This is a genomic window from Paraburkholderia sp. J8-2, from assembly GCF_905220195.1.
In the GTDB taxonomy this organism is placed as follows: Bacteria; Pseudomonadota; Gammaproteobacteria; order Burkholderiales; family Burkholderiaceae; genus Paraburkholderia.
Genome location: NZ_CAJMZA010000013.1, coordinates 152,360 through 173,883 on the forward strand (window position 1 = coordinate 152,360; position 21,524 = coordinate 173,883).

A 21,524-nucleotide genomic window follows, 5' to 3' on the forward strand; every position below is an offset into this window, starting at 1 on the left:
AACCCGGGATTAGCGGCGATAATCGGCAAAATCGATTCGATCGGCGCGCATTTCATGCGCCATGCATGGGCGGCGTATGGGCTGCGAGATGCGGCCCGCGAATCGCACATTGGGCGCACGGGGACGCTGAAGGCAACGCGCCGCGCCAACCAGGCTGGTAAGAACAAGAACCCACGCGACAGACTATGTATTCGATCCTGCCAGCGTTCGTGTCCGCATTATTTCTCGGATTCGGCGTCTACGTGCTCCTGACTGAGGGCTTCACGCGCCTCTCGGTGCCGTTCGCCTTGATGTGCGCGACCACGTTCTTCTGGCAGGGCACCTGGGCGTTTCTGTTCCAGACGTCCGACCCCGATCTGTCGGCCGTGCTCGTCAAGGCCGGTTACTTCTTCATCCTCTTTCTGCCCACCACGTTCTATCACTTCGTGACCGAAGTGAGCGCCCGGCGCGGCGAACGCCCGCTCCTCATCGCGTCCTACCTGCTCAGTGTGCTGCTCGCGGCGCTGTTGCTGTTGAGCGATGCCGTCGTGGACGGCTACGGCACGTTCTTCTTCGGCAAGTATCCGAAGGCGGGCATGCTGCATCCCGTGCATGTGGCGCAGACAGTGCTGCTCGCGTGCCGCAGCGCATGGCTGCTGTATGCCGCTCGCCGCCAGACCCAGGCGCACGACCGCCGCAAGCTGCTCGACCTGTGCTTCGTGAGCCTCGGCCTGTACGCGCTTGCCGCCACCGACTACGCCGTGAATTACGGGCTCGCGTTCTATCCCGTGGGCGCGGTGTTCATCGCGATCAGCCTTGGCATACTCGCGGTCACGATCGTGCGGTTCGGCCTGATGCGCCCGTACCTCATCGCGGCCACGGTGGCGCACGAGGTTGCCACGCCGCTCGCGGCCATCGGCATGCATGCCGAGGAAATCGGCAACGTGCTGCCCGAGCTCATGCGTGGCTACCAGTTGGCCGTGCAGCACCAGTTGTGCGTGGACGGACTCTATCCGGGGCAGTCGGAGCGCCTTTCCTCGCTTGCCACGTCGATACGCCGCCAGGTGGACAGCACGAGCACGGTGGTCGAAATGTCGCTCGCTTCGTTCACGCTCGACCGGCTCGACCGGCGCAGCTTCGAGACCTACCCGGTGCGCTCATGCGTGAACGCCGCGCTCGAGCGCTTTCCGTTTCGCACCGGCGAGCGCGATATGGTGGAGGTGGCGCCTATCGACGCCCAGCTGAGTTTCTCGGGCTCGGATTCGCTGGTCGTGTTCGTGCTGTTCAATCTGCTCAAGAACGCGCTCTTTGCGATTCACGCGGAAATCGCCGAACGAAGCGACAAGATCAGCGACTACGTGGGCCGCGTGGAGATCAGCGCGACGAGCGAAGCGGGCTTTTGCGTGCTGCGCTTTACCGACAACGGCTGCGGTATTCCCGCCGATATTCTGCCGCGCGTGTTCGATCCGTTTTATTCGACCAAGGCGCACGGACGCGGCGCCGGCATGGGCCTCACGTTCTGCCGCCGCGTGGCCGAAGCGCTGGGCGGCACGATTGCGTGCGAGTCCGAGCCGCACGTCCACACGACCTTCACGATCCGCCTGCCGGAGCCCGGCACGAGCGCTGACCGCGCGCTGCACGACGCACCGGCGAAACCCCGCCGTTTTCCGGCGGGGCAGGATTTCGCAGGCTAGTTCATGTAGCCGGGTTGAACGTGCTCAATGCGCGCTTAGTTCGAACCCGAAGGCAGGACCAGCTCGTATTCCTTCACGCGCTCGATGATGCCGGGCGGAAAGCGGCGAATGCGCTTGTCGGTGCCGGCGAAGAGAATCTGCTGATAGCCGAGCGAAACGGGCCGCCCGTCCACGCAAAAGCGGAACACGAGATACGCGGAGCACTGACGCACCTGGAAGGTGTTGAGGTAGCAATCCACGCGCTGGAACGGAAAGGTTTCCTGCACGTATTCCTGGTGGGCGCGCTTGGTGACGAACACACCGCCCGAGGCGAGCAGATTGTTGTGAATGCACTCGTGAAACCAGCGTTCGCGGCAAATGCCCTGCCATTCGAAATAGCGGGCGAAATACGTGTTCATGAACGCGTTCGAGTCCTTCAGGTAAATATCGATGACGTGATGAAACGTTTTGGTCGGCGTAGCTTCCATGATTTCGTCGGAGAATCCGGCGGTGCCACGGGACAGGACGGCGGGAATGGATTCGCGTGCGTACATCAGAGTAACTCCAGATAGGGACTGCAGGCGGCAGCCGCGCGTGCCTCCGCTGAGAAGGAGGCATGCACCATTCTCTTCGTGTTCCTCTTCATCCAGAACCGTGCTCCCCACATACGCGAACCGCTTCATGCTCGCTGGCTGCGATAACGTTTGCGCATGCCTGCGCTGAACGCACCGTTGCGGCTTCGGGTTGCTGTGTCCAGGCGACACGCCGCATAATCGATATGTTTTCCTCGCGGTGCAGCTCCGGGTATCGGGCGCACCGCATGAGGCGCAGTGTGCTTAACCGAGATCCAGCATGAGTTCCATCGTCAGACAGCCGGTCTTTCATCCCGTTTCCGTCGTGTTTCTCGACGACAGTCCCGACTTTCTCTACGCGTTGCGCGGCCTCTTTCCGGGCGCGGGCACGGACCGCTACTTCACGAGCGCCGCACAAGCGCTGGCCTTCGTCGCCTCGCATGAAGCGCGGCAGAGCGCGCGCAATCCCGCTGCGGGCGCTGCATGGTCGGAGTTCGAGAAGCGGGGCGGCAACGCGCTGGGCGAGGACGTGATGGCCGACGCGGCGCGCTTTGGCGATATCGCCGCGCTCGTCGTGGACTACGAAATGCCGGAGATGACCGGCGTTGAGTTTCTCGCCGCCGCGAAGGACGTGGCGTGCACGCGCATCCTGCTCACGGCCACGGCCGACGAATCGCATGCGGTGGAGGCGTTCAACGCGGGGTTGATCGACTTCTACGTGAAGAAGTCCGATCCGGCCATGACCCGCAAGTTGCGCGGCGCGATCGACGATGCCAAGCGCAAGTTCTGCGCACGGCGCGGCCATATCGGCGTGCATGGCGTAGGCGCGATCTACGCGAACCGGCGTATTGCCGATGTGCTGCACGAAGTCGCGCTGCGCGAGCGGATTGTCGAGTACTACTGGCGGCCCGAGCAGAATGCCGTGCTGACGTTCGACGCTGCGGGCAACGCCGGTGTGTTTCTCGCGTGGGATAGCCACGACTGGGCGGCGCAATGCGATGTCGTGGCCGACGAGGGCGGCCCCGCAGCGCTGCGCGAGGAAATGGCGGCGCGCCGTATCATGCCGGTCTTCTGGCCGAACGAGGCGTACCGGCCCGGCATGTCCCGCGTGGAGTTCGCGACGCCGCAGCCGGTGCCGGGACTCGACGACACATATACGAGCTGGACGCGGATCGACGACCCGGGCCTTGTGCCCGGGCTGATTACGTTTGCTGCGTGGCGGGCGCAGCAAGGCGCGCCGGGTGAGGGCGCGAGCCTTGCGTGATGCCGTTCCAGGCCGCGCCTAGAACGTTTCCCAGTCTGCGGTTTCGTTGGACGCGGTGGTCGCGGGGCTGGCCGTTGCCGCCTTTGCCGCTGTGTTCGTGGTCTTGGGTGCCGGCGTGGTTTCCACTGCCTTCGCAGCACGGGCAGGGGCAGGGCGCTTGAGCGGTGCTGCCGGGCGCACGGCACGCGCGCTTTGAGCAGGCGCTCTAACCGTTGAAGCAAGCGCCGGCTCAGCCTGCGCCCCGACCCGGAACACTGTCACGACCTCGCGCAACCCATTGGACTGCGCCGCCATCGACTGCGCCGCGGCCGATGCTTCTTCCACGAGCGCCGCATTCTGCTGCGTCACTTCGTCCATCTGCGCGACGGCGCGGTTCACCTGCTCGATGCCGGTGTGCTGCTCCTCGGAAGCCGCTGCGATTTCGCCCATCAGGTCAGCCACGCGGCGTGCCGAAATCACCACCTCGTCGATCGTCTTACCCGCTTCGTCAACGAGCCTGGTGCCTTCCGATACTTGCGTGACCGACTGCCCGATCAGGTCCTTGATCTCCTTGGCGGCTGTCGCGCTGCGCTGCGCGAGGCTGCGCACCTCGCCCGCCACGACGGCGAAGCCACGGCCCTGGTCGCCGGCGCGCGCCGCTTCCACGGCCGCGTTGAGCGCGAGGATATTGGTCTGGAAGGCAATGCCGTCGATCACGCCGATGATCTGCTCCACGCGCTGCGAGCTGCTCGAAATCTCGTTCATCGTTTCGACCACGCGGCGCACGACTTCGCCGCCGCGCGCGGCGACTTCCGATGCGTTCACGGCGAGCGTATTGCCCTGGCGCGCGTTGTCGGTGTTGTGCTTGACCGTGGTCGTGAGTTCTTCGATGCTGGCGGCCGTTTCTTCGAGCGAGGCGGCTTGTTCCTCGGTGCGCGAGGAAAGGTCCAGGTTGCCTGCCGCGATTTCCTTGGCGCCCGTCGTGATCGATTCAGCCGAAGTCTGGATGCGGTGCACGGTTTCGACCAGCTGGCGCTGCATCTGCTGCATCGAGTGGAGCAGGCTGTGCTGGTCGCCGGGCGCGAGGTTCACATGCGCCGTGAGATCGCCTTCGGCAATGCGCTGGCAGATCTGCGAGGCATATTCCGGCTCGCCGCCAAGGCTTTGCCGGATCGTGCGGATGAGCCACATGAGGCCGAGCGTCACGGCTGCGCCGATCACCGTCACGAGCAGGAGATTGCTGATCAGCGCGCTGCGGAAGGCGTCGTCGATATCGTCGGTATAGATGCCGGTGAAGAGGTGCCAGTCCCAGCCCGGCACGAGGACCGAATAGCTGATTTTTTCGACCGGCGCGCTCTTGCCCGGCTTCGGCCACCAGTAGCTGCTGTAGCCGTCGCCGCCCGCGGACGAGCTTTTGACGATCTCGAGCGCCACATGCGTGCCGCGCGGGTCCGTCAGGTCCGCCTGGCTCTTGCCTTCCATTTCAGGCTTCGGCGGCACGAGCAGCGCCATGGCGTTGCTGTCGTAAATGCCGAAGTAGCCGCTCTTGTCGTCGCCGTAGCGCATGCCGCGCAGCGTGGCGATGGCGAGACGCTTCGCGTCGTCGGCGCTCATGTGGCCGGCGTCCGCTTCTTTCTGGTAGTACGAGACCGCGCCCAGTGCGGTTTGCGTTTCCTGCTCCACCAGGTTCTTGCGGTCCGTCACCATGCCCGAGCGCGTCATAAAGGCGTTGGCCACCACCATCACGACGAGCGAGATCCAAAGCAGCCCGACGATGCTCCAGGCTTTCTGATTCAACGTTATTCGCTTCACGTTCGTTATTCTCCAGCCATCTTCGATTGTTTTTTTCGTAGCGATGCACAGGTGCAGCGCCATCGTGTTTAACGGATGGTTGGAACGGAACCTTAAATTTGCTTATTGGTTCTTTGCGCTGGATGCGGTTTGCGTGTGTTGATTCTTTCGTCAAGCTTTCGCTCGCGGCGCAGCCGTAGAAGCCCGCACGACCAGCCGCGGCGACGAGACCACGCACACGCGTGCAGCCGCGCCCGCAGCCGAATCGGGCGCTTCGACTAGCTCCGTCAGCAACTCGACGGCCAGTTCCGCCGCCTCGATCGTTGCGACCGCAACGGTCGTGAGCGCGGGCCGCGATTCGCGCGCAAGCTGAATATCGGTGATCCCGACCACCGAAAGCTCGCGCGGCACGTGAAGGCCGAGATCGGCGGCGGCCTGCATCGCGCCTAGCGCGGGCAGGTCGTTGGTCGCGAAGATTGCGGTGAGGTCGGGGTGCCGCGCCAGCAATTCGCTCGTGGCCGCGTAGCCGCCTTGCGTCGTGTCCGGCGCATAACGCACGGGCGCGCCCGCGCCGTCGAGCCCGGCCGCCTGCATGGCCGCGACGAAGCCGTCATAGCGCGCCGCGTGAATGCCGGAAACCTTGCTGCCGACGATCGCGCCAATGCGCCGATGCCCAAGCGTCAGCAAATGCTGTGCGGCAAGCTCCCCCGCGCGGCGGAAATCCACGGCCACGCACGGCAGGCCAGGCGGGTCGAGCGGGCGCTCCCACATGCACAGCACGACCGGCGCGCCGCGCCGCACGGTGGCGCGCAGGTCGGAGAAGTCGAGATTGGCGTTCATCACGAGCACGCCCGCCGAGAGCGTGCCCGCAATCTGTTCGAGATAGGCACGGCCCGTTTGCGGGTCGCCGTCCGTATTGCAGATGATGAGAAAGCGCCCGCTGCGCCGCAGCGCATTTTCCACGGCGAGCGCGAACTCCGGGTAGAACGGGTTCGCGATGCTCGACACCATGAGCGCGATGGTCGGCGGCCGGCCTTCGGCGAGCGCGCGCGCCGACAAATGCGGGCGATAGCCGAGCGCCTCGACTGCTTCGAGCACACGCTGGCGCGTGGCTTCGCCCACGCGGCCGCGCTCGCGCAAGACGTTCGAGACGGTGGCGGGCGTCACACCGGCGCGGCGCGCGACTTCGTTGAGGGTCGGCATGCGATCTCAAAATATGGGAAGGCGATTCAACATTTGCATGATTGTGACGGGCACTGCAACATTGGCCCGACAATCAAAACGATTACCGGAGACAAGGCAGCCAGATCGCACACGCGATCGCTTTTTTATGGCCTGCTGATTAAGCGCTTAATCTCCGTGTCGTGCCGATTAGAACATGGAGACGGGACGATGGCGAGCATTTCGTTGCGCGGCGTTCAGAAGGCATACGGCGAGAATGCGCCGGTGATTCGCAACGTCGATCTGGAGATCGGCAGGAACGAGTTCTGTGTATTTCTCGGCCCATCGGGCTGCGGCAAGTCCACGCTGCTGCGCATGATCGCAGGCCTGGAAGACGTGACCGACGGCGATATTTCGATCGGCGGCAAGCTCGTGAACGACGTGCCCGCCGCGCAGCGCGGCGTGGCCATGGTGTTTCAGAGCTACGCGCTGTTCCCGCACATGACCGTGTACGAGAACATGGCGTTCGGCCTGAAGCTCGCGAAAACGCCGAAGGCCGAGATCGATCGCAAGGTGCGCGAAGCTGCGCGCATTCTTCAACTCGAAGCGCTGCTCGAGCGCCACCCCAAGGCGCTTTCGGGCGGCCAGCGGCAGCGCGTGGCGATTGGCCGCGCGATCGTTCGCGAGCCCGGCGTGTTCCTGTTCGACGAGCCGCTTTCCAATCTCGACGCAACGTTGCGCGGCCAGACGCGTATCGAGATTGCACGCCTGCATCGGCAGTTCGAGCAGGCGAGCGTGGTGTACGTGACGCACGATCAGATCGAGGCGATGACGCTCGCCGACAAGATCGTTCTCCTGCACAGCGGTAAGGATACCGAACGATACGGCAGCGTCGCCCAGGTGGGCGCGCCGCTCGAGCTTTATCACCGGCCCGCGAGCCGCTTCGTGGCGGGCTTCATCGGCTCGCCGCGCATGAATTTTTTGCCGGCGCGCGTCACGGCCATCGAGGCGAACGGCGTGAGCATCGCGCTCGACGGAAGCGGCGAAACGTTGCGGCTGCCGGTGCAGGGCGCGCGGCTTGCTGTGGGCGCGCCTGTCACCTTCGGCGTGCGGCCCGAGCATCTCGAACTGGTGGGGCAAGGGGTTGTGCCACGCACGTCGGGCAATGATCAGGATGCCTTGACGATCACGCGTGCCACCACGCTGGTCGAGGAACTGGGCGAGCACAGCTACGTGCACCTCGATCAGCCGGGCGGGGCGGTGCTCGTCGCCAAGGCGCCCGGCGACGCACGGCTAGCTAGCGGCGACGCCGCGCAGTTCCGTGCGAGCGCCAACGCCTGCCATCTGTTTGCGGAAGACGGTTTCGCCGTTGCGCCGCTCGCCACCGCCGATCAACCCGCATGAAAACAACAAACGAGGACACAGGCATGCGTCTTGGAGTTTGCTACTACCCCGAGCACTGGCCGGAGGCCATGTGGAAAGACGACGCCGCGCGCATGAAGGCGCTCGGCATTGCGCAGGCGCGGATCGCCGAGTTCGCGTGGAGCCGCATCGAGCCCACGCCCGGCGAGTTCGACTGGGGCTGGCTCGATCGCGCCATCGACACGCTCGGCGCCGCCGGCCTGCAAGTGGTGATGTGCACGCCCACGGCTACGCCGCCCAAGTGGCTGATCGACCGGCATCCCGAGATTCTCCCCGTGGGCGCCGATGGCCGCGTGCGCGGATTCGGCTCGCGGCGGCATTATGATTTTTCGTCGCCGGTGTATTACGAGGCTTCGCGGCGCATCTGCGAAGCGGTTGCGGCGCGTTACGGCCAGCATCCGGCTGTGGCGTACTGGCAAACCGATAACGAATACGGTTGCCATCAAACGGTGGTCAGCTATTCGCCCGCGGCGGTGCAACGCTTTCGCGAATGGCTCAAGGCGCGCTACGGCAGTATCGACGCGCTCAATACCGCCTGGGGCACGGTGTTCTGGAGCATGGAGTACGGCAGCTTCGACGAAATCGACGCGCCCGTTGGCACCGTGACCGAGGCGCATCCGTCGCACCGGCTCGACTACCAGCGCTTCGCTTCCGATGAAGTGCGCCGCTACAACCGCATGCAGGTGGATATCCTGCGCGCGCATTCGCCGGGACGGCCCATCGCGCACAACTTCATGCAGCTCTTCATGGAGTTTGACCACTACAAGGTTGCCGCCGATCTCGACGTCGCGACGTGGGACAGCTATCCGCTCGGCGCGCTCGATCAGCAGTGGTTCGCGCCCGAGGTCAAGGCGCGCTATCTGCGCACGGGGCACCCGGACTTCGCCTCGTTCAATCACGACGTGTATCGCGGCATGTCGAAGCTGCCGTTCTGGGTCATGGAGCAGCAGCCCGGCCCGGTGAACTGGGCGCACTGGAACCCCGCGCCGCTGCCCGGCATGGTGCGCCTCTGGAGCTGGGAAGCCTTCGCGCATGGCGCGGGCTGTGTGTCGTATTTCCGCTGGCGCCAGGCGCCGTTTGCGCAGGAGCAGATGCACGCGGGCCTGAATACGCCCGACAACCGCCCCGACCTTGGCAGTGCGGAGGCGGCACGCGTGGCCGAGGAAATCGAGGCCGTGCTCGCGGCGGCAAAGGGCGGCCGCGACTTCGACGTGAAGACGCCCGTTGCGCTCGTGCTCGACTACGAGGCGAAGTGGCTCTTCGAGATTCATCCGCAGGGCGCCGACTTCCACTATCCGCGCTTTGCTGTGGAGTACTACTCGGCGCTGCGCGCGCTCGGCTTCGATGTGGATATCGTTTCGGTGCACGCGCCGCTCGACGGTTACCGTCTCGTGGTCGTGCCGCCGCTGCCCATTGTCCCCGACGACTTCGCGCAGCGCCTCGTCAGTTCGGGCGCGCAAGTGGTGATCGGGCCGCGTACGGGCTCGAAAACCGTCGACTTGCAGATTCCCGCCAACCTGCCGCCGGGGCCGCTCGCGGCGTTGCTGCCGCTGCGCGTGTGGCGCGTGGAGTCGTTGCGGCCCAATATCAGCGAGCCGGTGCGCTTCGACATGGACGACGCGCACGAAGGCCACGCGCGCCACTGGCGCGATCTGATCGAACTCGGTGCGGTGGTGAGCGTCGCCGGCGAAAGCGAATGGGCCGTGCCGGAAGTGCGCGCGACGTTCAGCGACGGCCATCCCGCCTATGTGAAGAGCGGCGCGGTCCACTACCTGGCCAGCCTGTTCGACGAGGCGAGCACGCAGGCGCTCTTTGCGCGTGTGGCGCGCGAAGCGGGACTTATGCCGCAGCCGCTCGGCGACGCAATACGCGTGAGCCGGCGCGGCGGCTTCACCTGGGTATTCAACTATGGGCCGGGCACGCACACGCTTTCTGCGGATATTCCCGACGAGGCAATCGTAATCGGCTCGCGTACGATAGAACCGCAGGGCGTGAGCGCCTACCGTTCGTAATGCACGAGAAGCCGGGACGAGAAGCCGGGACGAGAAACAGACGCATTGCGCAGTTCCTTCCGATGCAGCATCGACAACGACGTATAACCAAGGAGACACGCATGATCGGCAAGACCTTCAGACCACGCACCCTGCTCGTTGCGGCGACGCTGGCGGCGGGCGCGCTTGCAGGCACGTTCGCAAGCGCAGCGCAGGCCGGCACGCTCGAAATGAATATTGCCTACAAGGGCGCAAGCCAGCGCGCCGTGTGGGAGCAGGTGATCGACGAGTTCAAGAAAACGCATCCCGGCACCGACGTGAAGGTGTCGTTCGTCGACGAGGAAGCCTACAAGGTGCAGTTGCCGAACTGGCTCACGACCGCGCCGCCCGACATCGTGAACTGGCACGACGGTGAGCGCATGGCCTACTACGCGAAGCGCGGCCTGTTCGCGGACCTTTCGGACGACTGGAAGAAGAACAACTGGGACAGCATGTACGCCTCGACGAAGGAGGCCTCGTCCTACCAGGGCAAGCAGTACGCCGCGCCCACCGTGTATTACTCGTGGGGCATGTTCTATCGCAAGGACCTGTTCGACAAGGTGGGCATCAAGAGCGAGCCGAAGACGTGGAATGAATTCCTCGACGCCTGCAAGAAGCTCAAAGCCGCCGGCATCACGCCGATCGCGGTGGCTGGTCGCGACGCGTGGACGCTGGCCGGCTGGTTCGATTATCTGGACCTGCGCCTGAACGGCAACGCGTTCCACCAGAAGCTCATGGCGGGCGAAGTCCCGTACACCGACCCGCGCGTGAAGAAGGTCTACGTCACGTGGAAGCAACTGCTCGACGACGGCGATTTCATCGCCAATTCGCTCTCGTACGATCTGGATGCGGCGCAGCCGTTCCTGTTCCAGGGCAAGGCCGCGATGATGCTCATGGGCACCTTCATCACGGGCGGCTTCAGCCCGACGGTCAAGCAGCAGATGGGTTACTTCCAGTTCCCGATCATCGACCCGAACGTGCCGACCGCCGAAGATGGCCCGGTCGAATCGCTGCATATCCCGGGCAAGGCGAAGAACAAGGCCGATGCGCGTGCGTTCCTCGCGTTTGCGGAGACGCCGGAAGTGGGCGCGCAACTCGCGAAGGGCCTGGGCTCGCTTTCGGCCAACAGCAAGTCGCCGGAGCCGGAAGACCCGATTTCGAAGATCGGCTTCCAGATTCTTTCGAACACGAAGGGCGGCATTGCGCAGTTTTATGATCGCGACATGACGAAGGAAATGGCCGACGAAGGCATGAAGGGCATGCAGCAGTTCGTGTCCGATCCGACGAAGCTGGACTCGATTCTTGCGCAGCTGGAGCAGACGCGTCAGCGGATCTACAAGAAGTAAGGAGTTCGAAGTGGGGCGGGCGATGCATGCTTGCGCCGTCTGCCCTACGTGCAGGTAGACAGGAGGTTTTTGCCGTGAGACAGGCAGTGACTCACACCGTTGCGCATCGCGCGGACGCAACCGCACCGGCGGGTGGCGAGAACGGCGGCATGCCGCACGCAAGCGGGCGGGGCATTCAACCGCGCCGCCGCGTGTCGCCCACCGCACGGCGCCAGCGCCGTGCCGCGTGCCTCTTTCTCGCGCCCGCGGTCATCATGTTCGCGGTCTATGTGATCTGGCCGATTCTCTCCACGCTGCGTCTGTCGCTCTACAACTGGGACGGCATGACCGAAGCGAGCTTCGTGGGCCTCGCCAACTACGTCGAGCTGTTCCACGCGCCCACGTTCTACACGGCGCTCAAGAACAACGTGATCTGGCTGGTGCTGTTCCTGCTCGCGCCGCCCATGGGCCTCGCGATCGCGCTGTACCTCAACCAGGCGGTGGGCGGCATTCGCATCGTCAAGTCGCTGTTCTTCGCGCCATTCGTGCTTTCGGGCGTGGTGGTGGGCCTCATCTACTCGTGGTTTTACGACCCCACGTTCGGCCTGCTCGCGCTCATGCTGGGCCGCGGCATACCCGTGCTCGGCGACCCGAATTACGCCACGCCCGGCATCATCTTCGCGGCGCTCTGGCCGCAAACCGCGTACTGCATGATCCTTTATCTCACCGGCCTCACAACGCTCAACAGCGAGCAGATCGAGGCCGCGCGCATGGAAGGCGCGAAGGGCTGGACCATGCTTTGGCACGTGATCCTGCCGCAGCTGCGCCCCGTCACGTTCATGGCCGTGGTGGTCACGGTCATTGGCGCGCTGCGCAGCTTCGACCTCATCTCCGTGATGACGGGCGGCGGCCCGTTCGAAAGCTCGACGGTGCTCGCGTACTACATGTACGACCAGGCAATCAAATACTACCGGCTCGGTTATTCGGCCGCGATTGCCGTCGTGCTGTTCGCGATCATGCTGCTCTATATCGTCTATCACCTGCGCCGCCTGCTGCGCAGCGAGCACTGAATCCGCCACGAGGAGCCGCACATGTTTCCGATTCCGGTCGACAAATGGAAGCCCGCGTCGCGCCGCCTGTACAAACTCTCGCTGCCCGTGGCGCTCATCATCTGGCTGCTGCCGCTCATTGCGGTGCTGGTCACCTCAGTACGTTCCACCGAAGAGCTGAGCGAGGGCAACTACTGGGGCTGGCCGAAGCACTTCGCGATGATCGAGAACTATCGCGACGCGCTCACGACTTCGCCCATGCTGCATTACTTCTGGAACAGCGTGCAGATCACGCTGCCCGCCGTGGCCGGGGCGATAGCGCTCGCGGCGCTGGCGGGCTATGCGTTGGCCATCTACCGCTTTCCGGGCAATTCGGCACTGTTCGCGACTTTCGTTGCGGGCAACTTCGTGCCGATCCAGGTGCTGATGATTCCGGTGCGCGATCTCACGCTCAAGCTCGGGCTCTACAACACGGTGGGCGGGCTGATCCTGTTTCATCTTTCGTTTCAGACCGGCTTTTGCGCACTTTTCCTGCGTAACTTCATCAAGCAACTGCCGTTCGAACTCGTCGAGGCCGCGCGCATCGAGGGCGCGAACGAATGGACCGTGTTCGTGCGCATCGTGCTGCCGCTCATTCGACCGGCGCTCGCCGCGCTTGCCATTCTCGTGTTCACGTTCGTTTGGAACGACTACTTCTGGGCGCTGTGCCTGACCCAGGGCGACGACGCCGCGCCGATCACCGTGGGCGTTGCGGCCCTCAAGGGGCAGTGGACGACGGCATGGAACCTCGTTTCGGCGGGATCGGTGCTCGCGGCCCTGCCTTCGGTGATGATGTTCTTCGCGATGCAAAAGCACTTCGTGGCGGGGCTCACGTTCGGCGCGACCAAGGGCTGAACGGTTGATGAAAGGCGGGGCGATTTGACTTCGGCGCGGCGCTACGGTCCAATTTCGGGAGACCCGACGCCAGTCACGCCCGCAAGGAACGCCCCATGCAGCACAACGAACCGGCCCCGCGGCCCATCCAGCCCGCCACGCAACTGCCCGCCGCGCTCGTGCGCGAATTCGACGGCGACCACCTCGAAGCGCACCTTTCCGATGCGATCCGCCTTTCGACCGTAAGCGAGGACGGCTGGCCGCACGGCGCGCAACTGAGCGCGGGCGAGATCCTGGCCGTGAACGCCAACACGCTGCTCATCGCGCTCTGGCCGCAGTCCAGCACCACGGCCAATCTCGTGCGCGACGCGCGCCTCACGCTTTCGCTCGTCCACGACGGCGCACTGCTGGAGATACGCGCACGCGCTCACGCCGTGGCGCAACGGCAAATGGCGCTCGAACTGAGCGTCTTTCGCGTGGAAATCGAGTCTGTCACCGAGCATCGCGCGAAATATGCCGAGGTGCGCAGCGGCGTGACGTTCCGGCTCTACGAGCCTGATCGCGTACTGACGCGCTGGCGCGAGCAGATCGCGATGCTGCGCGCATTCGCCTGAGCTTGCCCGAGGCGCGTGACGCAAGCTTCGTGATGTTGTCATTGTCGATGTGCTAGCGTGCTCTGCGGGGCGCGCGCTTCATGGGCCCGTCGCCACGCAAAGACAAACGCTTCCGGAACAACGATGCAGACCACGGTACTCACAGACTGGCAGCAGTTCATGGCGCTGACCACGCAGCTCGACGGCTGGGCGTTTCGAGGCCAGCAGAACGCGCAGTGGCACCTCGAAAGCTCGCTCACGCGCTATATGCGCGACTACGTGGGCGACCGGCTGCAATGGCGCCAGCGCGAGGAGCGCGCCATTCGCGTGTTTCGCCGCAAGGCGCACAACTTCCTTGCGCATCCCGACCTGCTCAAGGACGATCTGCGCTGCCTCGCGCTCATGCAGCACCACGGTGCGCCCACGCGGCTGCTCGATTTCACGAAAAGCCCGTTTGTCGCGGCCTTTTTCGCGCTGGAGCGCGCAACCGGCGACGCGGCCGTCTACGCGCTGAACACGCCCGCGCTCTGGAACAGCCGCGCGTTGCCCAAGACCAATCCCACGCTGACTCGCGACGTGATCGACCCGCGCGCGCACGACAACTTCGAACGCTACTTCTTTAGCAACACGAACGAAATTCTCTGGTCGGGCGAGCCCACGGAGATGGACGACCGGCTCGTCGCGCAGTCGGGCACCTTCGTCGTGCCGGGCGTGATCGACAAGCCGTTGCAGGCCATCCTTGAAGGCTACGAGAGCCACGAGGAGCTGCTGCACAAGATCGTGCTGCCCGAGCGCATCCGCATGGACGCGATGAAGTGGCTCTACCGCATGAACATCACGAATGCGTCGCTGTTTCCGGGGCTCGACGGGCTCGCGCGATCCATTGCCGTGGAGCTGGAGATCGTCTGGTCGGGTATGGTGGCGCCGATTGCGGGCTCAACGAGCTGACAAGCCCGCAACGGCCCCGTTCACGGCGTTTCGGGACGCGGCAGATTGAGGCCGGGCGCGAGGCGCGTGGCCTTGAATTCCGTCACTTCGTAGCCGGCGACGCCTTGCTGCGCAAACGGATCGTCGGCGAGCAGCGCATCGAGCCGCTCGCGCGGCATATGCGAGGCGATGATCACGCCGCCGTCGCGCGGCATTTTCGGACCGGCGGCAATGAAGTTGCCCGCTTCGAACTGCGCATCGAGGTAGGCGCGATGCGCGGGAAGGGCGTCGTCGATGCGCTCGAGCGGGGCAGTGTAGGTCAGGGAAACGATGTACATGGCGGTGCCTGATTGGAGAGCGCGGAAGACGCGTATGGTATCTCAGCCAGGTTGAAATACACGTGCTTGCCGGCCTCACGGGCAACCGCAACATCGGCGTCGGCGCCGCGCGAGTCGCCAGGTATGCGAAGCACGGCATCGCAATGCGCGATCATGCGGTGGGCCGCCGGATACAGGAACGCCTCGCTGATGGCGTCGCCAACGTATTTCGAGCCCGCCTGGGCGGCGAGGGGAAGCGACAGCCATTCGCCAACGATCGGCGTATGGCCGAGGCGGAAAACGTCCAGTGCGGCGGCTTCGAGCCTGGCGAGGTTCGCGGCCATGAGCGCCGGGTCGCCGTGGGTGCCGCCGCGCCACGGTCCCGCAATCAGAATGAGTTGAGGCGTCATGCCGCGACCTCTTTGCGTGTTGCGCGCAACGCAGCGTGCTGCAGCAGCATGATCGTTTTGCCGTCCACGATCTCGCCGCGCTCGATCATCCGTAGCGCTTCGTCAAGCGGCACTTCGACCACTTCCAGATCCTCGCCTTCCTCCTCGACGCCGCCGCCCGCGCCGGGCCGCTCGGCGGGGTCGTATTCGCCCAGGTAGAAGTAAAGCTTCTCGGTCACGGAGCCCGGGCTCATGTACGCCTCGAATACCTTGCGCAGATTGCGCACGCGATAGCCGGTTTCTTCCTCGACTTCGGCGCGAATGCGCTCGTCGGGCGCGGCGTCGTCGAGCAGGCCGCCTGGCGCCTCGATCATCATGCCGTCGTGCCCGTTGACGAAGGTCGGCATGCGAAATTGCCGCGTGAGCACGACGTTGCCGCTTTGGGGGTCGTGCAGCAAGATGGTCGCGCCATTGCCGCGATCGTAGGTTTCGCGGCTTTGGCGTTGCCATTTGCCGTTGCTGCGCAGGAAGTCGAAGGTCACCTTGCGCAGCACATACCAGTCGTCGGACAGCACGGTGGTTTCGATCATCCGCACACGGTCTTTCGTTGCAATTACCGTCATCTCGTTCCCCATTGGTCAGGATGCGCCATTCATGGTATCGTGCAGTTTCGTGCAAAATCAAGAAAATTCGTGCAAACGCGTTGGTGCGATTCTCATGCTCACAGATCAACGAAAGAAAGCGATACTCGAAGCCCTTAAACGCGAAGGCCAGGTGCTCGCCGGCGAACTGAGCGCGAAGTTCGGCGTTTCCGAGGACACGGTGCGGCGCGATCTGCGCGAACTGGCGGCCGAAGGCCTGTTGCAGCGCGTGCACGGCGGCGCGCTGCCGGCCTCGCCGGCCGTGGCGCCCATTGCCGAGCGGCGTGGCATGGAGGTGGCGGCCAAGAGGCGCATTGCGCAAAAGGCCGCAGGCATGATCGCGCCGAGGCAGGTGGCGATCGTCGATGGCGGGACGACCTCCGCGCTGCTAGTCGAGTGTCTGCCGCGCGACCTGCAGGCGACCGTCGTCACGCATAGCCCCGGTGTGGCGGTCGCGCTCGCGGAGCATCCCACCATCGAAGTCGTGCTGATCGGCGGGAAGCTGTACAAGCACTCGGTGGTCACGGTGGGCGCGGCGGCCGTGGAGGCGATTGCGCACATTCACGCTGACCTGTACTTCATGGGCGTGACGGGCGTTCACGCGCAAGCGGGGCTCAGCACCGGAGATTTCGAGGAATCCTATATAAAACGCGCACTGGCCGCGCGCGCCGCGGAAACGGTCGTGTTGGCCTCGGCGGCGAAGCTCAATGCCGCCTCACCCTACTGCATCGGTCCGATCGGCATGGCGCAGACTATCGTCGTCGAGCGCTCGACGGATGCGAAACTGACCGAGCCAATCGAGGCGGCGGGCGTGACGGTGGTGCGCGCTTGAGTGCATGAGCGCGCCGTCAGGTTAAGCGTGAAGCACCAGCTTCTGCACGCGCCAGTTCAGCAGTTCGGCGACGAAGAGCACGTTCTTCGCGGGGCACGCCATTTCGTGGATCCAGCCGAATTGCTTCAACTGCTTGCCCGATTCGCCCAATACGCCGAGCAACTCGCCATCGAGGCTCAACTTGTAGATGCGCCCAGGGAACGCGTCGGAGCTGTACAGCACCTGATCGGGACCCGGCGAGATGCAGATCGCCCAGGGCGACCCCGGCGCGAACGTGCCCGCGGCGATCGTCGCTTCGTCCGGCACGTTGCCGATGGCGGGCCGCGCGCCCGGCGGCACCGGCACGTCGATCGTGAATTGCTTCAGAAACTTGCCGTCCGTGTCGAACACCTGGATGCGCCGGTTGCTTCGGTCTGCCACATAAATGCGGTCCTGCGCATCAACGGCAATGCTGTGTGGCGTATGGAACTGTCCGGGCCCGGTGCCGCGGTCGCCCCATGACTTGAGCCAGTTGCCGTCCTTGTCGACCTTCGCCACACGTGAGTTGATATAACCGTCGCTGATGTAGGTGTTGCCTGCGGCGTCCCAGGCGACGTCGGTGACCTGGCGAAAGCGTCCGGGCTCGGAAGGCAAGGGCGGGTTCGGATGCTTGAGCGGTCCGGTTTCTTCGTCCGCGGCTTCCTGCTTGCGGCCGAACACCATCGCCACGCGGCCATCCGGCGTGAACTTGATGATCATGTCCGAGCCCTTGTCCGTCACCCAGATGTTGTCCTGCCGGTCGATCTTCACGGTGTGCGCGAACGACCACGCGTACAGGTTGTGGCCAATTTCCCTGACAAACCGTCCATCCGCCGCAAATTCGAGCAATTGCGCTGCTGCGGCGCCGTAGGCCGGCCCGGTGCTATTGCCGCGCGAGAGCACGAAAATGTGCCCGCGCGAATTTACCGCGACGCCCGAACATTCCCCGAAATACATGTCCACCGGTAGCCGAACCGGGTTGGGAATGGAATCGTAAGCAATGGACGGAACCGTTTGCGTCTGGCCGAAGGCCGGCGCGGCGGCGAGGGCGGCGGTTGCCGCGAGGAACTGGCGACGCGTGAAGGCACCCTGCAGAAGGCCGCCGCAGCATGGACAGCCAACGGAATGAAGCGAATGAAGCGGGCTCATCGGACCTTTCTCCTCTTGTTCGAAGATGGTGGCGAACGTTGTGCACTGCAACCCGCGCGGGGCGTTCCGTGAACTGACCGCAAACATTGCCGCGCGCACCCTAAAGAATATGCGCGCGCAACCGATAGCGCAGTAATCGAGTGGAGGATTCCGATTCCGTAGTCATTTCGCATACCGAGGTGGCCCATGAGCCCAACGCCAAATTCCCTGCCGCATTCCGCGTTCGATACGAGTGTCTTGCCACGCGATCAGCAGTTTTCCGCGTGGCGAGAGGCGGTGAACGTCCTCTTCGACACGCAGACGGCCGAATCGCGCGATGCCGGTTTTGGCTCCGCCGTGAGCGGCTACCTGTTCGGCGATGTAGTGCTGGGTTCGATACGCACGGGCGCGCAGCGCTACGACCGCTCGAACGCGAAGATCGGGCGCGATGGCCACGATCAATATGTTCTGCAGTTCTATCTAGGCGGCCAATGCCGGGTGCGCGACGGCGGTCCGGAAGGGTGTACGCAACCGGGCGACATGTTCATCGTCGACGCGGCGCAGCCGCTCGCGACCGAAACCACCCAAAGCGAATTCCTGAATCTGGCGGTGCCGCGGCGCTTGCTCGCACCTTTGCTGCATGCGCCTGACCAGCAGGGCATGCGTGTGATTCGCGGTGCCGATCCCACGGTCGCGCTGCTGCGCGAGCATCTGGGCGCGCTTTACCGGCACGCCCCGCAAATGACGCTCGCCAACGCCCAGGCCGTCTTGCCTGCCACGCTTCAGCTCGCGGCCAGCGCGCTCAATGCGAGCGTGAGCCCGGAACACATGCCGGCGGTGCAGGAATGCGCGTTCGTATCGATATGCCGGTATGTGGAGAAGCGCCTGACCGATCCGCACTTAAGCGCGGAGCGGGTTGCGCGCACATTCGGCATGTCGCGCGCCACGCTGTACCGGCTTTTCGAGCAGGAGGGCGGCTTCGCGACCTACGTGCGCGAGCGCCGCTTGCGGCGTTGCCGCGCCATGCTCGCCGACCCGGCGCGACGCAGCATGTCGATTGCCGATATTGCCGCCGCGCATGGATTTACCGATGCCGCGAATTTCACGCGCGCATTTCGCCGCTCGATTGGCCTCTCGCCACGCGCGGTACGTATGCTGGCGCTCAATGGCGAGACCGAACTCGCGAAAGAGTCCGGCGTGGACGACTGGCGCTACTGGATGGCCTTGATGCGTTGAGCATGAAACGCACGTGTCGTGCAAGCGCGCGTGAGACAAAACAACAAGTATTTGAGACGTAACGACAGATTTGGCTTCAGGCACCGCCGATTCATTGCCGCGTCATGCGCCACCTGCAAAGATGCAGGCGCCTGCGAGATTCGGGCAAACGGGGGAAACATGAAGAAGACCCAAAAAAAGCCGCGTCAAGGCGGCCTGTACTACTACGAAGCGGCGTATTCGCTCGAACTTGCGCGCGGCGCGTCGCATATTTCCAGCATGCTTTCGGCGGCGACACAGGAAAGCGCCGTGCATGAAGTCATGCGCGAATTCATTGCGACGCACGGCAGGGCCGAACTGGACGCGTTTTGCTGGCTGCTCGCCGAGAGGCTGGACAAGCGGGGCTGCGCTGCGGCCGCTATGAAAGCGCGGGACTTCGATGCGTCGCGCCGGATGCGGGCGCTGGCCTGCGCGAGTTGAGTCGCGCAGGGCTACACGTGCGAGCGTGCCCGTATGGCGAACTGTAAGGTCATCCTAAGGAATTGAGGTGGCCGGTTCGCGGGGCACACCTCGATCGATCGTTGCCGCGAGCGCCTCGACTGCGCCTTAGCGCGCGAGCCTGAAAGCGCCAACGGCATCGCGCAGCGCGTCGGCCTGCTCGCTGAGCGCCATGGCGGCCGCGGCCGCTTCTTCCACCAGGGCAGCGTTCTGCTGCGAGACCTGGTCCATCTGCGAGACCGCGAGATTCACCTGTTCTATGCCGTCGCGCTGCTCTTCGGACGCGTTCGCGATCTCGTGCATGATGGTCGTCACACGGCCAATGGATTCGCCGATCTCGTTCATCGTCACGCCCGCCGAGCGCACATACTCCGAGCCCGAGGAAACGTGCTCGACCGATTCGGCGATCAGCGTCTTGATCTCTTTCGCGGCCGCCGCCGAACGCTGCGCAAGCGAGCGCACTTCGCTCGCGACAACGGCGAATCCGCGGCCCTGTTCGCCCGCGCGCGCGGCTTCCACCGCCGCGTTGAGCGCGAGAATATTGGTCTGGAAAGCAATGCCTTCGATGATGCCGGTAATGTCGGCGATCTTCTGCGAGCTGCCGTCGATACGCTCCATCGTCTGCACGGCGTGGCTCACGACCTGCGAGCCGCGATCGGCGACTTCCTGTGCGCTATTGGCGAGTGTTTGCGCGGTACGCGCGTGCTCGGCGTTCTGCTTCACCGTGGCGGTGAGCTGCTCCATGCTCGCGGCCGTTTCCTGCAGCGAGGCCGCCTGCTCTTCGGTGCGCTGAGAGAGGTCGTCGTTGCCGGCGGCGATCTGGCGCGTTGCCGTGGAAATGGACTCGGAGCTATGGCTGACCTTGCGCACCGTGTGTGCAAGCGCGTCCTGCATGGCCTTCAGGCTCGTCACGAGGCGGCCCATTTCGTCGCTGGAGCGCGTGTCGAGGTTCGCGGTCAAGTCGCCGTCCGCAATGCGCTGGAGCGCGCCCTGCACGTTCTCCAGCGGCGCTGCGATCGCGCGGTGCAGGCCCACGGCGCACACGAGCGCCACGGCGAGTCCGAGCACGATCAGGGCGATGCTGCCGGCGCGCAGCGATGAATAGCGGTCCTGCGCGTGGTCGAACGCCTGCTCGCCATGCGCCTTCTGCCATGCCTCGAGCGCGCTCGAGGCCTTCGTGAGCGCAACCGAGAGCGGCGGAATGCGCTTCATCGCAATGTCATCCTGGGCCTGCCGGTCGCCTTGCTTGATCGCGGCCATGAGCGGCTGAATGCCTTGCTCCAGCATGCCGGTGAGGGCGGTCTGAACGTCGTCGGCGAGCGCCTGTTCTTCGGGGGCGTGCGGCAGCGAGCGGTAGACGTCCCACGCCTTGTTCGAGGTGGCGAGGTAGGTCTGCGCCTTGTCGAGCAGGGCCTGAGTGTCGGGCGTGTCCGGGTGCAAAAGGATGCGGTCGAGCGTCGTGCGCGCGATGGTCAGATTCAGGTTCGTCTTGCCAATGTTGATGGCGGCGGCGAGCTGGTTCGAGTAGGCATAGCCGAGCGCCGTATTGGTGCGCGACATGCCCGCGAGGCCGGAAACGCCGGCTGCCACGATCAGCAAGGCCAGCACCCCGACCGCGATGCGCAGACGGACAGAGATAGAGAGTCGTGCAAACACGAGGATGGCTCCAGAACGCGAGGGGCGATGTTGCAGAAAAACGGCAGTGCCTTCGCGCGCGAGACGGCGAAGCACTGAACACGCTCAGGACATGTTTACGGCGCGCCGCGAGGGAACTGAAGGGCGGCGCGGGCGCCTTTGCGCAATGGTGGTTTTCCCGGGGTGCGATCAAGTCGCCACTCGCGCCGCTTG

At 64.6% G+C, this 21,524-nt stretch carries 20 protein-coding genes; 12 read left to right on the forward strand and 8 right to left on the reverse strand.

What is annotated here, in order from left to right; all coding sequences use genetic code 11:
• Nucleotides 1-185: 185 nt before the first annotated feature.
• On the forward strand, nt 186-1,673 hold the full coding sequence (locus U5A52_RS25630) for an ATP-binding protein (protein ID WP_321914030.1): 1,488 nt from the start codon (nt 186-188) through the stop codon (nt 1,671-1,673).
• Between the two features lie 35 nt (nt 1,674-1,708).
• Here U5A52_RS25630 and U5A52_RS25635 read toward each other — a convergent pair whose 3' ends face one another.
• Nucleotides 1,709-2,206 carry an acyl-CoA thioesterase gene (locus U5A52_RS25635; RefSeq protein ID WP_069265858.1) on the reverse strand — a complete coding sequence of 166 codons (498 nt, stop codon included), beginning with the start codon at nt 2,204-2,206 and terminating at the stop codon, nt 1,709-1,711.
• Between the two features lie 298 nt (nt 2,207-2,504).
• Here U5A52_RS25635 and U5A52_RS25640 point away from each other — a divergent pair, with 298 nt between their 5' ends.
• Nucleotides 2,505-3,488, forward strand: a complete 984-nt coding sequence (locus tag U5A52_RS25640) for a response regulator (protein WP_321914029.1) — start codon at nt 2,505-2,507, stop codon at nt 3,486-3,488.
• 18 nt (nt 3,489-3,506) lie between these two features.
• Here U5A52_RS25640 and U5A52_RS25645 read toward each other — a convergent pair whose 3' ends face one another.
• Together U5A52_RS25645 and U5A52_RS25650 are read right to left on the reverse strand one after the other, a co-directional pair.
• Nucleotides 3,507-5,279, reverse strand: coding sequence for a methyl-accepting chemotaxis protein (locus U5A52_RS25645; protein WP_321936688.1), 1,773 nt, complete (start codon nt 5,277-5,279; stop codon nt 3,507-3,509).
• Between the two features lie 150 nt (nt 5,280-5,429).
• Nucleotides 5,430-6,461: a LacI family DNA-binding transcriptional regulator gene (locus tag U5A52_RS25650; protein WP_321914027.1), complete on the reverse strand. Its 1,032-nt coding sequence runs from the start codon at nt 6,459-6,461 to the stop codon at nt 5,430-5,432.
• 189 nt (nt 6,462-6,650) lie between these two features.
• On the opposite strand from U5A52_RS25650, the gene U5A52_RS25655 reads away from it, so the two are divergent.
• From U5A52_RS25655 to U5A52_RS25685, 7 genes are all read left to right on the forward strand, one after another.
• The gene (locus U5A52_RS25655) at nt 6,651-7,823 is read left to right on the forward strand and encodes a sn-glycerol-3-phosphate ABC transporter ATP-binding protein UgpC (protein ID WP_321936689.1); all 1,173 of its coding nucleotides are present in this window, start codon (nt 6,651-6,653) and stop codon (nt 7,821-7,823) included.
• A 23-nt stretch (nt 7,824-7,846) separates the two neighbouring features.
• On the forward strand, nt 7,847-9,853 hold the full coding sequence (locus U5A52_RS25660) for a beta-galactosidase (protein ID WP_321936690.1): 2,007 nt from the start codon (nt 7,847-7,849) through the stop codon (nt 9,851-9,853).
• Between the two features lie 101 nt (nt 9,854-9,954).
• Nucleotides 9,955-11,217, forward strand: coding sequence for an ABC transporter substrate-binding protein (locus tag U5A52_RS25665; protein ID WP_321914024.1), 1,263 nt, complete (start codon nt 9,955-9,957; stop codon nt 11,215-11,217).
• A gap of 149 nt (nt 11,218-11,366) precedes the next feature.
• Entirely contained in the window at nt 11,367-12,266 is a 900-nt protein-coding gene (locus U5A52_RS25670; RefSeq protein ID WP_321914155.1) for a sugar ABC transporter permease, read from the forward strand.
• Nucleotides 12,267-12,287: 21 nt separating this feature from the next.
• Nucleotides 12,288-13,139: a carbohydrate ABC transporter permease gene (locus U5A52_RS25675; protein WP_321914023.1), complete on the forward strand. Its 852-nt coding sequence runs from the start codon at nt 12,288-12,290 to the stop codon at nt 13,137-13,139.
• Nucleotides 13,140-13,234: 95 nt separating this feature from the next.
• Nucleotides 13,235-13,732 (forward strand): pyridoxamine 5'-phosphate oxidase family protein, encoded by a 498-nt coding sequence (locus U5A52_RS25680; protein WP_321936691.1) that lies wholly within the window; start codon nt 13,235-13,237, stop codon nt 13,730-13,732.
• A 123-nt stretch (nt 13,733-13,855) separates the two neighbouring features.
• Nucleotides 13,856-14,659, forward strand: coding sequence for an FRG domain-containing protein (locus tag U5A52_RS25685; RefSeq protein WP_321914021.1), 804 nt, complete (start codon nt 13,856-13,858; stop codon nt 14,657-14,659).
• Nucleotides 14,660-14,679: 20 nt separating this feature from the next.
• Here the strand turns inward: U5A52_RS25685 and U5A52_RS25690 are convergent, their stop codons facing one another.
• The 3 genes from U5A52_RS25690 to U5A52_RS25700 are packed head-to-tail and all read right to left on the reverse strand — an operon-like array spanning nt 14,680 to nt 15,967.
• Entirely contained in the window at nt 14,680-14,976 is a 297-nt protein-coding gene (locus U5A52_RS25690; protein WP_321936692.1) for a YciI family protein, read from the reverse strand.
• Entirely contained in the window at nt 14,958-15,365 is a 408-nt protein-coding gene (locus tag U5A52_RS25695) for a DUF4406 domain-containing protein (RefSeq protein WP_321936693.1), read from the reverse strand. Before U5A52_RS25695 ends, U5A52_RS25690 begins: the two co-directional genes overlap by 19 nt.
• Complete coding sequence (locus tag U5A52_RS25700) at nt 15,362-15,967, reverse strand: NUDIX domain-containing protein (RefSeq protein ID WP_321936694.1); 606 nt, start codon at nt 15,965-15,967, stop codon at nt 15,362-15,364. The genes U5A52_RS25695 and U5A52_RS25700 overlap by 4 nt, the downstream gene beginning before the upstream one ends.
• A gap of 31 nt (nt 15,968-15,998) precedes the next feature.
• Here U5A52_RS25700 and U5A52_RS25705 point away from each other — a divergent pair, with 31 nt between their 5' ends.
• A complete protein-coding gene (locus U5A52_RS25705; protein WP_321936695.1) occupies nt 15,999-16,817 on the forward strand; it encodes a DeoR/GlpR family DNA-binding transcription regulator in 819 nt (272 codons plus the stop codon).
• Between the two features lie 21 nt (nt 16,818-16,838).
• Here the strand turns inward: U5A52_RS25705 and U5A52_RS25710 are convergent, their stop codons facing one another.
• Nucleotides 16,839-17,984 (reverse strand): peptidyl-alpha-hydroxyglycine alpha-amidating lyase family protein, encoded by a 1,146-nt coding sequence (locus tag U5A52_RS25710; protein WP_321936696.1) that lies wholly within the window; start codon nt 17,982-17,984, stop codon nt 16,839-16,841.
• Between the two features lie 186 nt (nt 17,985-18,170).
• Between U5A52_RS25710 and U5A52_RS25715 the strand changes: the two genes are divergently transcribed.
• Together U5A52_RS25715 and U5A52_RS25720 are read left to right on the forward strand one after the other, a co-directional pair.
• Nucleotides 18,171-19,199, forward strand: a complete 1,029-nt coding sequence (locus U5A52_RS25715) for a helix-turn-helix domain-containing protein (protein ID WP_321936697.1) — start codon at nt 18,171-18,173, stop codon at nt 19,197-19,199.
• 30 nt (nt 19,200-19,229) lie between these two features.
• Nucleotides 19,230-19,658: a hypothetical protein gene (locus tag U5A52_RS25720; RefSeq protein ID WP_321914014.1), complete on the forward strand. Its 429-nt coding sequence runs from the start codon at nt 19,230-19,232 to the stop codon at nt 19,656-19,658.
• A 126-nt stretch (nt 19,659-19,784) separates the two neighbouring features.
• On the opposite strand, the gene U5A52_RS25725 is transcribed toward U5A52_RS25720, so the two are convergent.
• The gene (locus U5A52_RS25725) at nt 19,785-21,332 is read right to left on the reverse strand and encodes a methyl-accepting chemotaxis protein (RefSeq protein ID WP_321936698.1); all 1,548 of its coding nucleotides are present in this window, start codon (nt 21,330-21,332) and stop codon (nt 19,785-19,787) included.
• Nucleotides 21,333-21,524 lie beyond the last annotated feature (192 nt).